Annotated in this window: 14 protein-coding genes; 5 read left to right on the top strand and 9 right to left on the bottom strand. The window is 62.2% G+C overall.

Annotation, left to right across the window (positions count from 1 at the left end; all coding sequences use genetic code 11):
* Positions 1-16 precede the first annotated feature (16 nt).
* Positions 17-817 carry a polyphosphate kinase 2 gene (ppk2, locus tag IVB41_RS18035; protein WP_247433480.1) on the top strand — a complete coding sequence of 267 codons (801 nt, stop codon included), beginning with the start codon at positions 17-19 and terminating at the stop codon, positions 815-817.
* An 82-nt stretch (positions 818-899) separates the two neighbouring features.
* On the opposite strand, the gene IVB41_RS18030 is transcribed toward ppk2, so the two are convergent.
* The 6 genes from IVB41_RS18030 to IVB41_RS18005 form a co-directional block, all read right to left on the bottom strand.
* Positions 900-1,352, bottom strand: a complete 453-nt coding sequence (locus IVB41_RS18030) for a hypothetical protein (RefSeq protein WP_247433477.1) — start codon at positions 1,350-1,352, stop codon at positions 900-902.
* Positions 1,353-1,532: 180 nt separating this feature from the next.
* Entirely contained in the window at positions 1,533-1,970 is a 438-nt protein-coding gene (locus tag IVB41_RS18025; protein ID WP_027569347.1) for a hypothetical protein, read from the bottom strand.
* Positions 1,971-2,001: 31 nt separating this feature from the next.
* On the bottom strand, positions 2,002-3,702 hold the full coding sequence (locus IVB41_RS18020) for an aspartate:alanine exchanger family transporter (protein ID WP_027569346.1): 1,701 nt from the start codon (positions 3,700-3,702) through the stop codon (positions 2,002-2,004).
* 14 nt (positions 3,703-3,716) lie between these two features.
* Positions 3,717-6,470 (bottom strand): decarboxylase, encoded by a 2,754-nt coding sequence (locus IVB41_RS18015; RefSeq protein WP_027569345.1) that lies wholly within the window; start codon positions 6,468-6,470, stop codon positions 3,717-3,719.
* Between the two features lie 204 nt (positions 6,471-6,674).
* Entirely contained in the window at positions 6,675-8,384 is a 1,710-nt protein-coding gene (locus IVB41_RS18010; protein WP_247433474.1) for a SulP family inorganic anion transporter, read from the bottom strand.
* Positions 8,381-9,055: a YoaK family protein gene (locus tag IVB41_RS18005; RefSeq protein ID WP_247433471.1), complete on the bottom strand. Its 675-nt coding sequence runs from the start codon at positions 9,053-9,055 to the stop codon at positions 8,381-8,383. Before IVB41_RS18005 ends, IVB41_RS18010 begins: the two co-directional genes overlap by 4 nt.
* A gap of 130 nt (positions 9,056-9,185) precedes the next feature.
* Between IVB41_RS18005 and IVB41_RS18000 the strand changes: the two genes are divergently transcribed.
* From IVB41_RS18000 to IVB41_RS17990, 3 genes are read left to right on the top strand one after another with little or no spacing between them, the layout of a single operon-like run.
* Positions 9,186-10,874, top strand: a complete 1,689-nt coding sequence (locus IVB41_RS18000; RefSeq protein WP_027569342.1) for a transporter — start codon at positions 9,186-9,188, stop codon at positions 10,872-10,874.
* Positions 10,875-10,891: 17 nt separating this feature from the next.
* Entirely contained in the window at positions 10,892-11,767 is an 876-nt protein-coding gene (locus IVB41_RS17995; RefSeq protein WP_247282425.1) for a S9 family peptidase, read from the top strand.
* A gap of 29 nt (positions 11,768-11,796) precedes the next feature.
* Positions 11,797-12,408 (top strand): invasion associated locus B family protein, encoded by a 612-nt coding sequence (locus tag IVB41_RS17990; RefSeq protein ID WP_247433468.1) that lies wholly within the window; start codon positions 11,797-11,799, stop codon positions 12,406-12,408.
* Positions 12,409-12,420: 12 nt separating this feature from the next.
* Here the strand turns inward: IVB41_RS17990 and IVB41_RS17985 are convergent, their stop codons facing one another.
* Positions 12,421-12,795, bottom strand: a complete 375-nt coding sequence (locus IVB41_RS17985) for a response regulator transcription factor (RefSeq protein ID WP_027569339.1) — start codon at positions 12,793-12,795, stop codon at positions 12,421-12,423.
* Between the two features lie 197 nt (positions 12,796-12,992).
* Positions 12,993-13,616 (bottom strand): response regulator transcription factor, encoded by a 624-nt coding sequence (locus IVB41_RS17980; protein WP_027569338.1) that lies wholly within the window; start codon positions 13,614-13,616, stop codon positions 12,993-12,995.
* A 318-nt stretch (positions 13,617-13,934) separates the two neighbouring features.
* Here IVB41_RS17980 and IVB41_RS17975 point away from each other — a divergent pair, with 318 nt between their 5' ends.
* Positions 13,935-14,618 (top strand): helix-turn-helix domain-containing protein, encoded by a 684-nt coding sequence (locus tag IVB41_RS17975; protein ID WP_027569337.1) that lies wholly within the window; start codon positions 13,935-13,937, stop codon positions 14,616-14,618.
* On the opposite strand, the gene IVB41_RS17970 is transcribed toward IVB41_RS17975, so the two are convergent.
* Positions 14,596-15,054 carry a potassium channel family protein gene (locus IVB41_RS17970; protein ID WP_247433464.1) on the bottom strand — a complete coding sequence of 153 codons (459 nt, stop codon included), beginning with the start codon at positions 15,052-15,054 and terminating at the stop codon, positions 14,596-14,598. The genes IVB41_RS17975 and IVB41_RS17970 overlap by 23 nt on opposite strands.
* Positions 15,055-15,110 lie beyond the last annotated feature (56 nt).

Genomic DNA, 15,110 nt, shown 5'->3' with positions numbered 1-15,110 from the left:
GAGAAGGCGGAGCGGCATGGCAAAGGACGAAGCCTCAGAGCGGATGAAACGCAAGGACTACGAGAAGGAGCTCGAAAAGCTCCAGATCGAGCTTTGCCATCTCCAGGATTATGTAAAGGAAAACAAGCTTCGAGTCATCGTCCTGTTCGAAGGCCGCGACGCGGCCGGCAAGGGCGGCACGATCAAGGCGATCACAGAAAAGGTCAGCCCGCGCGTATTCCGGGTGGTGGCGCTGCCGGCGCCATCGGATCGCGAAAAGACGCAGCTTTTCTTCCAGCGCTACATGAAGCAGTTTCCGGCCGGCGGCGAGATCGTGATCTTCGACCGGAGCTGGTACAATCGCGCCGGCGTCGAATATGTCATGGGGTTCTGCTCGCCCGCCGAGCACGATCGTTTCCTCGCGCTCTGCCCGCAGATGGAAAAGTACGCCATCGACGGCGGCATCATCCTGATCAAGATCTGGCTCGAGGTCGGGATGGACGAGCAGGAGCGCCGCTTCAACGCCCGCATCGACGATCCGGTGCGGCAATGGAAGCTGAGTCCGATGGACCTCGAATCCTTTAAACGCTGGTATGATTATTCGCGCGCGCGCGACCTGATGCTCAAGAAGACGAGCACGAAGGACGCGCCTTGGTACATCATTCGCTCCGACGACAAGCGGCGGGCGCGGCTGAACTGTATCGCGCACATCCTGAAGGCTATCCCGCACAAGCGGATCAAGAAGGACAAGGTGAAGCTGCCGAAGCGTTCAGACAAGGGGCGCTACAATGACCAGGCGGTCCTGCGCGGGATGAACTTCGTCACCGAACGCTATTGACGAGGTGATCGGGCCGCACGGCGGGCGCGGTCCGATCGATGCTGCCGACGGACTTCGCCGGGCCCGTCAGCAACGCATTCTTTCAATACGGGTACTGATTGGGACAGACCCAGTTGCCATACGTGTCCTGATAACAACCGTTGTTGTAGTTGTTGTTGTAGTATCCATAGGCGCCGGCGGCGGCCGCACCGACGGCAGCAGCACCGTAAGCCGCGCCTCGATAGCCATATCGCGGATAGCCTCCAGGATAACCGGCGATCGGACGGCCGGGACGGCCCGCAACAGGGTAACCGGGGCGACCCGGACGACCGGCGATCGGATGGCTTGGCCGCGGACCTCCTGCGTAATGGCGTCCGCCTCCGCCATGGATCCGACCGGCGTGAACGGCGCCGCCATGGAAACCTCCGGCGCGCATGCCCCCTCCACCTCCGCGATAGCCGCCACCGCCTCCGCGGCGGGCATAGGCGTCATCAGGAATGAGCGTGGCCGTGAGAAGAACGAAGGTCGCAGCAAGAGCTAGGAGAGAACGAAGCATGGCATGTCCTCCTCGGTATGGGTGCCGTGATCCGCTTTTCGACGATGCCTCGCGAAACGCGGTTGGCACCCGAACCTGGCGCTGATCTGCGGCCGCTTCCCTGACTTACGTGCCTGAGAGAAGCAGCCGCCATTCTGGCTTGAACGCCGCCGCGACCGCCAAAGCGGCCCGACTGCCGCTCTAGCGCTTCAAACTTATCGTCACGCCCCCCACCGCAGCTGACAGCTCGGCTCCGACCTTCGGTCCGCTGAGCTGCAGAATCACGCCGTTGCCGTTTTGCAGCTGAACGGCACCTGCGCCGGCGGCGATGGCACCGCCCGCCCCGCCCACAGCATAGGAGCCTTCGATCGACTCCGGCCCCCTCAGGTTGAGGGCGCGGCCGACCAGCTTGGTGGTCGAGGCGCCGATCGTGAAGCCGACGCTCATGCCCGAGACGGTGAAGGGATATTTGTGGCCCCGGAGCAGCAGAACGCCCTCGCCGCCACCGACACCAACGATGAAACCGCCCTTGGTGAAGACAACGGCCACCTGACCGGTCTCTGCCCGCGAGGGCGTGCTGAAGCCGGCGACGCCTGCCAGCGAGGCGACCAGGGCAGCATAGATAGCGACTTTTCTCATGAGTTTTATTTCCTCTGGTTGTGACGCCGAACTATTGAGCCAGGATCATCGCGAAGTAGCCGAACACGGTGAGCAGAATGCCGGACACCGCGTAGCCGACCGGGAATCCGATCCAGGGCACGGAGCTCTGGATTTCCACCGCGGCTTCGCGGCACGGACCGGAGTGCGACCGCGCACCGGCAACGCCGCCCATCAACACGGCCGGATTAATTTTGAACACGTGATAGCCGATTGCCCAGACGATGAACGGCGGGATCGTGCAGGCAATGAAGCCGGCGACGAAGATCTTCAAGGCAACCGCGCCCGTGAGTTGCGCCAACAGTCCGGCGCCGGCATTGATACCGACGATGGCGACGAAGACCACGAGGCCGAGATCCTCCAGCACGTTGCGCGCCGCGTTCGGCGTATTGCCGAAGAAGCGGAGCCGCGAGACCAGCGACGAGACGATCACGCCGGACAGCAACAATCCACCGGCATTGCCGAGGCCGATCTTGGCGCCGAAGGCTGGAAATTCGATCATCCCGATCAGGAAGCCGATGATCATGCCTGAGGCAAGCGTCAACAGGTCGGTCGAGGTGTTGGTCCGCGCAATACGTCCCCACATCTCACCGAGCTCGCTGACTGCCGACTTGATGCCGACCACCGAGACGATGTCCATCCGCTGCAACTCAGTCTTGAGACCCGCAGGGATCTGTACGCCGCCACGTTCCACCTTGGTGACCTGCAGCTGGCCCGCGATGGCCGTATCGCGGAAGGATTCAAAGGTCCGTCCGGCCATCTCCTTGTTGGTGACGAGGATGTCCGCCTGATCCATGGGAATGCCGAGCGCCTTGGCGTCGGCAACCTCGGGACCGATCAGGCCCATCTTGTCGGTCAGATGTTCGGTCGAGCCGCCGAGCGCGACGACGTCGCCCTTTTGCAGGACGAATTCGGGATCGGCGCCCTGCGGCTCTCCGCCGCGCGCCACGTTGACGATGCGGTATTCGGGATTCATCACACGGAATTTGGCGATGCTCATGCCGACCTGGGCCGGGTTTTCGAGCCGGTAGGCGCGCAGGCCGAACTGCCGGTAACCCGTCAGGCCGCCGCCTTCGAGATCCTTGACGCCGAACTCCTGCTCGTACTGCCTGGCAGCCGCCTTGGCGTCGACGCCCCACCAGCGCGGCAGGTACTTGCAGATCAAGATGATGCCGACCGTGCCCCAGATGTAGGTGATGCCGTAGGACAGCGCGATCATGCCCGACGCGTCCTCGGCCTTCATGCCGTCAGGAAGCTTCACGACACCGGAGGTGATGGCTTGCTCGGCCGAACCGATCGCGGCCGACATGGTCTGCGACCCCGCCAGCATGCCGCCGGCAGCCCCGATCGGCAGCGCGAAGAGTTTTGAGCAGATGACGACAAGCGCCAGACCAAGGACGCTCGACACCAGGGCAAGGATACAGAATTTCAGCCCATCGCCCTTCAGGCTGTTGATGAAGGACGGCCCCACGCGCAGGCCGACGCCATACATGAACAGATAGTAGAAGAGGCTCTTGGCAAAGGTGTTGAGCTCAAGCTTCACGCCGTAGGTCGAGGCCCAGACCGAAAGGGCTGCGCCCACTACGATGGCGCCGGCAACCATGCCGAGGCCGTACCCCTTGATGCTGGCCCGGCCGATCCAGACGGCGAGCCCGACGACGAAGAACAGCAACAGAAACGGGTTCTGCTGCAAGAACGTGAAAAACCCTTGCATGTCCGTCCCCTTTATTATGATGCGGCCTTCAGCTTCGGCGCGGCGCCGGGCTTGGGCCGACCGATCTTTGCCAGGGCTTCGGCGCGTACGAGCTTCAGCCCTTCCTTGGCGTCGTAGCCGTGGATTTCCTTCACATCGAGCTTGCGCATGAAGTCGATGGTTTCCTGGGTGATGACCTGCCCCGGCACCATGATCGGGAAGCCAGGCGGATACGGGATCACGAAACTCGCGGAGACGAGGTCCGGCCCGGCCTTGAGGCGACGGTCGATCTCGGAATCGCCGAGCCGGATATATTCGCATCCCGCTGCGTCATAGGCCGAGTAGAAGCCGCTGCGGATGTCGCCCTCGTTGGTCTTGGTGCCGGCATCGCCACGGAAACTGTCGTGAAACTGCGAGAAGTTCGGCAGGTCGGGCACATCGGTCATCAGACTTTTGACCCGCGCCTCGAAGGTCTTCTTCGCATTGGCACCGCCCTGAACCAGCCCGCGGTCGACCTCGCCCGCGATCTCGGCCAGCACCCTCACCAGATGCGCAACATCGCTACGGGTGTTGTTGATGTTGGACTGGAATAGCACCGAATTGCGCGACGTCTTGTTGATCTGGATATTGTAATCATTGGCAAGGATGCCCTTGAACTGCGTGCCGTCGTAGCCGGCGGTGCCGCACACCAAGGTCATGCGGGTCGGATCGAGGCAGAACTCGTCGTCGTCCAGGCTCTTCAGGATGCTCGCCCAATTCATGCCTGTTGCGAGATAGTCGGTGAAGCCGCTCTGGCGATATTGCGCCGGCACCATCGCGTCCGCGCCGAGAATCCGGAAGTATTTCGAGATCAGCGGATTGCCGTTGACCGCCCTGCGGATCGCGAACGCGATTTCGATCGCGTTGGCCACCAGGCCGTAGCCCTCGAGCTCCATCTGGCGACGCGAGACGTCGAGGCTGGCGATGAGCTGCTGGTTCGGGCTGGTCGACGCGTGCGTGAACACCGCCTCCTTGAATTGCTGCTCGACGGTGTGGAATTCGACGTCCTTGACCGACAGCATCGAGCCCTGACGGATCGCCGACATCGACTTATGGGTCGAGTTGGTCTGGTAGACGCGCAAGCGGATCTGCCGCGGATCGGGAACCAGTCGGGTCTTGAGCAGTACCTCGTCCGACGGAGTCTTGCCGAGCTCGGCCTGCTGCTTCTCGTAAGCCGCGACCGATTTCGGGTCGTGCATCCAGGCCTCGATCTCGTTGGCGGCGCCCATCGCGGTCCGTCGCCGCAGGAACGGCGAGAAGCGCGCGAAGCCGAACCAGGCTTCGTCCCACAGGAAGATCAAATCCGGCTTGATCGCGAGACACTCCTCCATCACTCGTCGGGTGTTGTAGATGTGGCCGTCGAAGGTGCAGTTGGTCAGGTCGAGCATCTTGACGCGATCCAGCCTGCCGTCGGCCCTCGCGTTCAACAGCGCCTGCTTGATGGTCTTCAGCGGCACCGCGCCGTACATCGAATACTCCGTCATCGGGAACGCTTCGACATAGATCGGCTGGGCGCCGGCCAGCACCATGCCGTAGTGGTGCGACTTGTGACAGTTGCGATCGACGATCGCGATGTCGCCCGGCCCAAGCAGCGCCTGCACTGCCATCTTGTTTGAAGTCGAGGTGCCGTTGGTCACGAAGAACACGCGATCGGCGCCGAGCGCTCGCGCCGCCTTGTCCTGTGCTTTCTTGATGGTGCCGGTCGGCTCCAGCAGGCTGTCGAGGCCGCCGGTGGTCGCGCTGCTTTCGGCCAGGAACAGGTTCAAGCCGTAGAACTCGCCCATATCGCGGATCCAGTCCGACCTGAAGACAGACTTGCCGCGAGCGATCGGCAGCGCGTGGAACGTGCCGATCGGGCGTTGCGCGTATTTCTTGAGATTGTCGAAGAATGGCGTATCGAAGCGGTCCTGGATCCCTTCGAGGATGGAGAGATGGAGCTCGAGGAGCTCCTCGATGGAGTAGAATATCCGCCGGACCACATTGGCTTCGGGGTTCCCCGCCATTGCCTCCACGTCGCGATTCGACATCAGATAGATGTCGAGCTCGGGACGGACCCGCTTGATGACGTGCGCGAGCCGGAGCGCGGACGCGTCCGCCTCGTCATTGATGCCGGCGGCGGCGGTCATGGTGCGGAGTATCGGCGCGTCGTGACGCGAGCGCAGGCCGAAACCTTCGTTGATGACGACGGCGGCGATATTGGGGTTGAGCATTGTCGCGCAGAAGGCGTCTTCGAGGCTGCCGACGATCACCGGCTCATAGACGAAAGAATCGACCGGACGGCGCAACTTGCGCCATTCGGCAGCGAGAGCCGGCCACTTCTCGGAGGAGATGCCGGTGACGACCAACGTTTCGAAATAGGGTCGCCGGGCTGCATGTGAGCCGAAAGTCGAGGACACGAGTTCGGGTGCGTCGCCACTGCCGTCGTCCTTGGGATCCCAATCGCCGGCATGTTGGCGGAAGGATCTTGTCATCAGGGCCTGCGTAATCCGCGTCGCAAGACCAAGTGAACCCGCCGCATCCCCGGCCGAGGCCGCTTCGCGCAAAGCGGCCATCAGTTGTAGCCCGGGATACCCGTGAAACTCTTCAATGACGGAGAGATCGGCCAGTGCCGCATCGTACCTGGCGCGATCGCCGGCGCGCGCCCATGCTTTGGCTGCTTCGACCAGATCGCGCCAGTCGTCCGCCCGGCCGCCGGGCCCGGAAATGAACTGATCGATGCGCTTTTCTGCAGCCTTGGCGTCCTTGGACATGTCTCTCTCCGGATCATTGCGATGTCACGGCTAGGATCGTGGTGCCCGCTCACCTCGGTCTATTGATCCAAGTCAAGGGTCGAGCATCTTGAAGAGGCCTGGAGTAATTTCCGGTGCGACATCGTCCAAAGCGCTGCCGCATGACGGATCGAGGACGATGGTGAGATCGCATCAGAGCCGACCGGCCAATAAGTCGGGCGGATCCTATGGATTGGGATCAGATGATTGTCCGGTCATGCTTTCCCCGAGCACGCTGTCGACCGAACGAAGCCACGCCCCGCTGTCGGTCTTTTCCGCCAGCCCCTCAGCCCGCAGCAGATCGCGCAATTGCGCGTGCGCGCCGACGATGCGGAAGGTGATATTTCGGGAGGCGAGTTCGTCATAGAGGTCATGCAACATGCGCGCGCCGGCCAGATCGATGTAGGGTGACGCCGACAGATCGCAGACAACCAGCCTGACGCCGACCGATAGCGGCAAGGTGCCTAACACTGTTTCCAGGATCGTTTCAGCATTGATGTAAAGCAGCGAGGCTTCGGGTCGAAACGCGATGATGCCGACCAATGGCTCGACGCCATCGTGCCTCGCATTGTCGGAGTAACGGCCAGTACCGGGGAGCCGGCCGAGGAACGCGACATTCGGACGCGAGGCCCGCGCCAGCAGCAGAACGATCGACGCAATAGCCGCCAGCAGGACGCCTTGCAATATCCCCAGGAGCAACACGGCCAGCAGCGCAATCGCCGCGGCATGAAAGTCGATGCGGCTGACTTGCCACATTCGCAACAGCGCGCGGATGTCCACCAGCCTGTAAACGGCGGCAAAGACGATCGCCGCAAGCACTGCCTTGGGTAGGTTCGTCAACAACCCCGTGAAGAACAGCAGGCATAGCGCAAGCGTCACCGAGCAGATCACCAGGGCCAGCGGCGTGCGCGCTCCGGCATTGTCGTTGACCGCGGATTGCGACAGCCCGCCGGCCACGGGATAGCCGTGGCCGAAGGCGGTAACGAGGTTCGCCGCGCCCAGCCCCAAAAACTCCTGCCGGACATCGAGCGCATAGCCGTGTTTGGCAGCAAAGCTGCGGGCGGCGGAGACGCCTTCGATATAGGCCAGGAGCACGCATCCCGCAGCCAGCGGGAAGAGCTCGTCGGGCTCCAACAGGCCAAAACTCGGCAACCCGATAGCCGGCAATCCCTCTGGGATTTTCCCGGTGACCGGCACGCCAAGGGACGGAAGGCCAAGCAATGTCGCCACGACAATCGACAACGCCATGATCGTGAGCCCGACCGGCCTTCCGGGCAGCCGCCGTTCTCCCACCAACAGGAACAAGAGCGCGAGGGCTCCGATCGCCAGAACCAGCCAATTGATGCCGCCGAGCTGACCGGCGAGCTTGATGGCGCGATCGAAAAAATTGTGACCGCCTCCGGCGACGCCGAACAGGCTCGGCAACTGGCTCATCATGATGGTAAGTCCCGCGCCGGCCTTGAAGCCGACCAGGATACTGTCGCTCACCAGGCGGACGAGAACGCTGAGCTTGAACAACCATGCGATCAGGCACAGCAGCGCCACCGCGCATGCGGCCAGGCTTGCGATCTCGGCGTATTTCGCCGCGTCTCCGCCGGACAATGTCCCAACCGTCGCCGCAATCATCAGCGAGATCGCCGAGGTCGGACCGACCGCAAGCTGGCGCGACGACCCGAGCAGCGCATAGCCGATGCCGCCGAGCATGTAGCCGTAGATTCCGATCTGGGGCGGCAGGCCCGCCAGCGTGGCATAGGCCAGTGACACGGGGATCGCATAAGCCGCGAGGGTGATTCCGGCGATCGCGTCCGAACGCAGCCAGGCACTGTGATACCCCGCCAGCCAAGCCGCGGGCGGAAACAGGAAGGGCCGGCGCGATCTACGGTCCAATGAGGTCATGGGCTGGCCTCGTCGTCCGGACTTTCGCAACGCAACAGCACAACCAGGAGCGCGATCACGGGGACACCGAGCGCCAGATCCGGGATCTGCTTGGTCGCGAACGCGCCAAGAGCGGCGCCAAGGCCGAACGTGATGCACAAGACAGCAAAAATGCCCGGCGGCCGTAGCGAGCCATTCCGGGAGGCCACAGCGAACATGCCTTCAATCGCTTGCCGCATGTTGCCCGTGATCATGACGGAGCTGTAGAGCACGCCCTCAACCCTCGTGAAAACGGCGCTCTGTACGGCGGCGACGAACGAAATCCCAAGCGTTCCCGCGAGATCCGGCAAGCGATTGTGCAGGACTGCGATGATGACGAGCAGGAGAATCTCGAGCAGCGTGCTGATGGCACTGGCGCGCTCGGGCGCCGCCCGACGCAGCCATGACGCGGCGACAATACCGACCGCGAACGCAAGGATCGGTGGGACGAAGTGGAGCGCCTTCGTCCAGTCGCCGACCGAGCCATAAACCCACAGCAGGACGAGATTGGCCGTCTGTGCGTTAGCCATGACGCCGTGGATGATCCACGTATAGGCGTCGAGGTAGCCACCGATGAAGGCCAGCAACAGCGCGACTGGCAGCGTTTCGTCGCGGCGTATCGACGAAGCAGCGGTGGCATCCATCGTGCTCATGTCCCAACGTCGGGTTCTGAAATCCTGCGCTTGAATAGGGAGCGTCTGGCCGATCGCGAGGGTTGATCTGGATCAAGCATCGCCGGGTATCACCAACCAGATTGGCGCAAATGGCTGGAGGGCCTGCACCATGAGCACGGTCAGATGGATCATCTCCGCCGCTCCGGAAATCTTCCTGCTGCTGTCAGTCGCGCTCGGGACCATTCTTGGCCGCGTCCGGATCCGCGGCTTTTCGATCGGCACCACGGCGTGCACGCTCATCGTTGCCGTCCTGATCGGGCAGCTCGGCACCTTCACGTTTCCTTCCCTCCTCAGGGTCATTCTCTTCAGCCTGTTCGTGTTCACGATCGGCTACCGGTCCGGACCCGAGTTCTTTGCCTCGCTGAGCATCCGGACCCTGGCTCAGGTCGCGCTCGCGCTCGTGCTTGGTGGTACCGGCCTCATCATCGTTCTCGTATTTGCCCATGTGTTCGCGCTCGGTCCCGGCACCGCCTCCGGTCTTGCAGCGGGAGCTCTGACACAGTCGTCGGTCATCGGCACCGCATCTGGGGCGCTAGCCCAGCTTGGACTGGCCAAAGAGGTGCTGCAGCAGCAGGACGCCAATATCGCCGCCGGCTACGCCGTCACCTACGTGCTCGGCTATATCCTCACGCTCCTGTACGTGCCGTTTGTCGCGCCGAAATTGATGGGGATCGATCTGAAAGCGGAAGCTGCAAAGCTCGAGGCGGAGCTTTCGGGTGGCAACCCGCAACAAAATGAGAATCTGCATTATCGAAAATTCCAGGCGCGCGCGTACCGGGTGTCGGCAGCGGCGGGACGGACCGTCGGCGCCGTCGAAGACGAGATCGGCAGCCGCAGCGTGATCGAGCGGATCGTGCGCCAGGGCGCCGATGTCGAGCCGCATCGCGACACCGTCCTTCAAGTGAGCGACGACATCGTCATTGCGGGACGCACCGCCGCCATTGTCGCCGCGAAACCGATTGTTGGCACAGAAATCGACGCCGATGAGATCCTGAAGGCGCTTCCGGGCAACGTGATCGACGTCCTTGTCGACAATCGCAAGCTCCATGGCCGCTCCGTCAAGGACGTGGCCGATCGTGTCGGCGATGCCGCACGAGGCGTGTTCCTCCGAACCTTGACGCGAATGGGACGTGAAGTCCCCTTGAGCGCGGACACCCGCGTCTATGTCGGTGACGTCATGACGCTGGTCGGCAGCACCCGCAACATCGAGCGCGCCGCCTCGCATGTAGGACAGATTCTGCGCTCCGAAGATCGCACCGACATTGCATTCCTTGCCGCAGGCATCGCCGTGGGTCTGCTCGCCGGTCTCGCAAGCGTAAAGATCGGGTCGGTGCCCCTGACGTTGGGAGGTGGCGGCGGCGCCCTGATTGCGGGGCTCTTCTGCGGCTGGCTACGCTCGCGGCGGCCGACAATGGGCGCAATGCCGCCCGCAGCGCAGCAGACGCTGAGCGATCTCGGCCTTGGCGGCTTCATCGCGGCGATCGGGCTCGGCAACGGCCACGCAGCCTGGGTCGCGATCCAGTCGCAAGGCATGCTGCTGGTCGGCATGGGCCTGGTGGTCACGCTGGTGCCGCTGATCGTGACGACCCTGTTTGCCCATCGCGTGCTCCGCATGAACCCGGTCATCATCTGCGGCGCGCTGGCCGGCGCCATGACCGTCGACGCCGCCGTTACCGGCGCCTGCGAAGTTGCAGAAAGCCAGACGCCCGTGCTCGGGGTCGCCGTGCCTTACGCTGTCGGCAATGTTGTGCTGACCGTGCTTGGACCGATCATCGTGGCCAGCACTTTCGCCGGTTGAAGGAGGCGCGCGTGAATTTGCGGTCAACAGTGACCTACCTGGCGGCGGCATTGAGCATTTCGGCCTGCTTTCTTGCCCCTGTACGCGCCGACGACAATGTCCGGATCCAGGAAGAGATGTGGGCCCTGCCGCTACCGCTGCCGATGTTCGCCTATGTCGTGCGGCCCGTCGGCGACGGCCCCTTCCCGCTGGCGATCATGAACCACGGCGTGTCGCTCAAGGCCGTCGATCGCAGCTTCTTCCCGCTGGTGGAGTTCCGCGACGCCGCCAAGTGGTTTGCCAAGCGCGGCTACCTCGTGGTGGCACCAGTCGGCACCGGCTACGGCGCAGCCGCGATCGATATTCCCGAGCACGGTCTCTATGGACCGTTCTTCTCCAAGGTCGGAAACTGCACCAATCCGAACTTCCACGACGCCGGGCGTGCGGTGGCGCAGGTCGATCTCTGGATCATCGACTACATGGTGGCCGAGAAACGCGTTCTGCCGATGGACGTGGTCGTCGTCGGACAGTCCGCGGGCGGCTGGGCGTCCATTGCGCTCTCGAGCGCAAACCCACCGCAGGTGAAGGCAATCATCACATTCGCCGCAGGACGCGGCGGGCGCGTCGACGGCAAACCCAACAACAATTGCGCACCGGACAAGCTGGTCGAAGCAACTGCCGATTTCGGCCGAACCTCGCGGGTGCCAATGCTGTGGTTCTATATCGAGAACGACACGTTTTTCGGTCCGGCCTTGTCGAAGCGCATGCATGACGCCTTTACCGCTGCCGGCGGCAGGGCCGAATATCATCTGATGCCGCCCTTTGGCAACGAAGGGCATTTCTTCATCGGCTCGCCCGACACGATCGCGACGTGGTCACCACTGGTCGAAAAATTCCTCAATGCGCAAAAGTAGCCGCAGACGCCGACGCCTGGAGGCGCAATATGATCAACCCTGCTCTCAAGCCGCGACGTAAGCCTACGCGAGCCCATCTGTTGCTTTTGTTCGCAACGGCTATTGCCGCACCCGCTTCGTCCCAGAATGCTGCAGCGCAACAGCATGCGCGCGAGGCAAAACCCACCGAACTCGCGCCTCGCGGACAGCGCGAAGCCAGAGACATCACCTATGGCGACTGGCGGAAGCTTTGCGTCAAGCCCGGCGGTGCGCCGATGCTGTGCCGGACCTCGATCACCGGCAAGTTTGCAACCGGCCAGATGGCGGTGCGCGTGGACCTGATCGAGCGTGACGCCGACCCCATTGCCCGGCTACAAGTGTTTGTCCCCGTCGGGATGTATCTGCAACGGCCTGCCAAGCTGACCGTCGATCAGGGACATTCCCAGTCGTTGCCCTACACCTGGTGCCTGAGCAATGCCTGTATCGCCGCCGACGCCGCCGATCCCAAGTTCGTCAAGGACATGGAAGCCGGCAAGGCGCTGGTGCTCGAGGTCACCGATTCCAATCTTCTGTCTCTGACGACATCGTTGCCGCTGGCACAATTCGCCTCAGCTCACAATGGCGCGCCCGCTCAGACGCTGGAGCAGGATATCGAGGAGTGAGCAACGGCGAGATCAGTTATGCCCGGCGCAGGCGCGTTCAATGGAGTCGATGAGTGCGCTTGCCGCGAAGGGCTTGGCCAGATAGGCGGCGCACCCGGACTGAATCGCGGCCACTTGATTCGCCTGGCAGTCGTTGCCGGTAATGTAGATGATGGGGGTCGTGGCACCCTCGCTAGCGAGCCTGCGGCGGAGTGAGATGCCCGACTCTCCGTTCAGATTGATATCCAGAACGATGCAGCACGCCTCGTCGATGCAGCCATAACGAAGCAGCGCGTCGGCGGAATCAAAAGCAACCGCATCAAAGCCGTGCTTCCGAAGCAGCCGCTCCAAGCTTCGGCGCATCGATGAATCATCATCCACGACGTAAATCGACTTACGTGCAAACAATGGACCCGTCTTTCTGATTGGAAACCCGGCACTTGCGTCGCAACGACGCCACGCGGCAATGGTTCCTGCGCTAATCCGACGGCTAACGACGCCGGTATGTAGGCGGTCCAGGCCGAACTATGTCAATAACATTTCATATTGGCCCATCGTACAGGTCTCACCGCAGACCTGACGAAGCGCACGAAAATAGGCCTGCACTACGCCTTTTCCGAATCCAGAAGACCGAGCCGCTCGGCAGCGGACACCAGTTCGGCAAACGACAGTACCTGCATCTTTGTCATCACTTGGTGGCGGTGCGCTTTCACCGTACGTTCGGTCGTTCCAAGCTCATAGGCGATCTGCTTGTTGATTTTACCGCGTACGATCAGGTCGAACACCTGTCGTTCACGCCGCGACAAAGACGTCAAGCGAGAACGCAGCGAATCGAGCTTGCTCTGTTGGCTGCGCACCGCCTCCTGTTGAGCCATCGCGCGCTCAATCGCATCGATCAACTGTTCTGACGATACCGGCTTGGTCAGAAAATCCTCCGCGCCGGCCTTGATCGCACGGACCGTCGTCGCGGTATCGGCATGTCCGGTCAGGAAAACGATGGGCAGCGGCGACTGGCATTGGAGGAGCGAGGTTTGCAACTCCGGCCCGCTCAGGCCCGGAAGCTGCACATCAAGCAAGATACATCCCGGATGGCTGGACCCTGGAGGATCATCCAGTAGCTGCTGCGCGGACGCGTAGGTCACAACTTCATACCCGGCCAGTTTGAGTCGACGCTGGATCGCCATCCGGAAGGATGCGTCGTCGTCCACGACATAAACGAAGCCGGGCAAGTTTTTCTCCCTCGACGGGTACTTCAAATGCAGAAACCAGACGTGCCGTTAATGCCTGAGCAAAGCAGCCCGATTGGGATGCCACAACCGCGAACGGAGCGTCCGTTTTCGGCATATTGCCGCACCATCTGACAGACACTCTGACGGATTCTCAATCCAGCGCATCGAACCCTACCTGTACCTTGGTACAATGCACCTACAGACAATGGTTGAAAACCCCACTTATGACCTAAACAACCCTCGCGGGAAGCGGATTTTCGGCGGCTCCTTACTCCCGGCCATGGAAATATCGCGCCACCATCAGTTCGGGAGTTGGCCATGTTCGTTCGCACCGCTGCCGACGCCTCTTCGCCGCTTCATTCGCTCCGGGAGCTCGGGCTAAACACCGAGTCAAATCCAATCATCAGTTTAAACGAATTTACCTATAAGAAGGGCTCGGAAGTCTACGGCGAAAAGGAGGCCGCGGAGTACGTCTATCAGGTGAAGAAGGGTGCTGTGCGAAGCTACAAGCTCCTGTCGGACGGCCGACGCCAAATCGGCGCATTTCATCTTGCGGGCGACATCTTCGGGCTGGAAAACGGCAGCGCGCACAGGTTCACGACGGAAGCGATCGTCGACACCACGGTTCGCCTCGTGAGGCGCCAAAGTCTCGAGCTGGTTGCGCAGGACGACGCCGTGGTGGCTCGTAACCTGCTGAGCATGACCACCACCAACCTTCAGCATGCGGAAGACCATATGCTGCTGCTCGGCCGCAAGACGTCGCTGGAGCGGGTCGCAGCCTTCCTGATCGAGATGGACAAGCGGCTGACGGCGGCCGGGATCATGGCGCTGCCGATGTCGCGGCGTGATATCGCCGACTATCTCGGATTAACGCTGGAAACCGTCTCCCGCGCACTATCGCGGTTGCATGAGCTCGGTATCCTCGGCTTCATCGGAAACACTCAGCGCCAGATCGTGCTGCTGGACAGGCTGAAGCTCGCTAGCCTCGATCTCCAGAACTAGACTGGGGCGCCGCGATCGCCGCAAGATGCTCAACCGTCTTGCGCAGCACCTCGAAAAGAACTGCGGTTGACCAACCAAACATCAGGATGCCGTTCATCGCTGTCATGGGTCCCGTCAGCCGCCAGCCCGCCACGGGCGTGATGTCCCCATAGCCGAGCGTGGTGTAGTTCACGAAGGTGAAATATAGCAGATCGCTTCCCGGAGGCGCCGCGCCGACTGTCGCATAGGCGAGCGCCCAAATGAGAACCTCGACAGTGTGCGCGACCATCAGAATGACAGCGGCGGTGACCATCACCGCCATCAGGTGGGACCGGGGCCGCCCCGTGTGCTTCAATCCGGCAGTACGGGCGATGTCGATGGCCGCAACGGTCACCAACGCGTGAATCATGATGTTGATCACGCTGATCAAGGTACCGAGCAGGAATTGGACCGCCATTGCGCACTCCTAGTGCGGACATCGAAGAAGTCGTCCGATGATCCGGCAAGCGCCGA

The organism is Bradyrhizobium sp. 44, assembly GCF_023073095.1.
GTDB lineage: Bacteria > Pseudomonadota > Alphaproteobacteria > Rhizobiales > Xanthobacteraceae > Bradyrhizobium.
The sequence above is the reverse complement of the archived record's forward strand: the minus strand, read 5'-3'. Positions and strand labels throughout refer to the sequence as shown.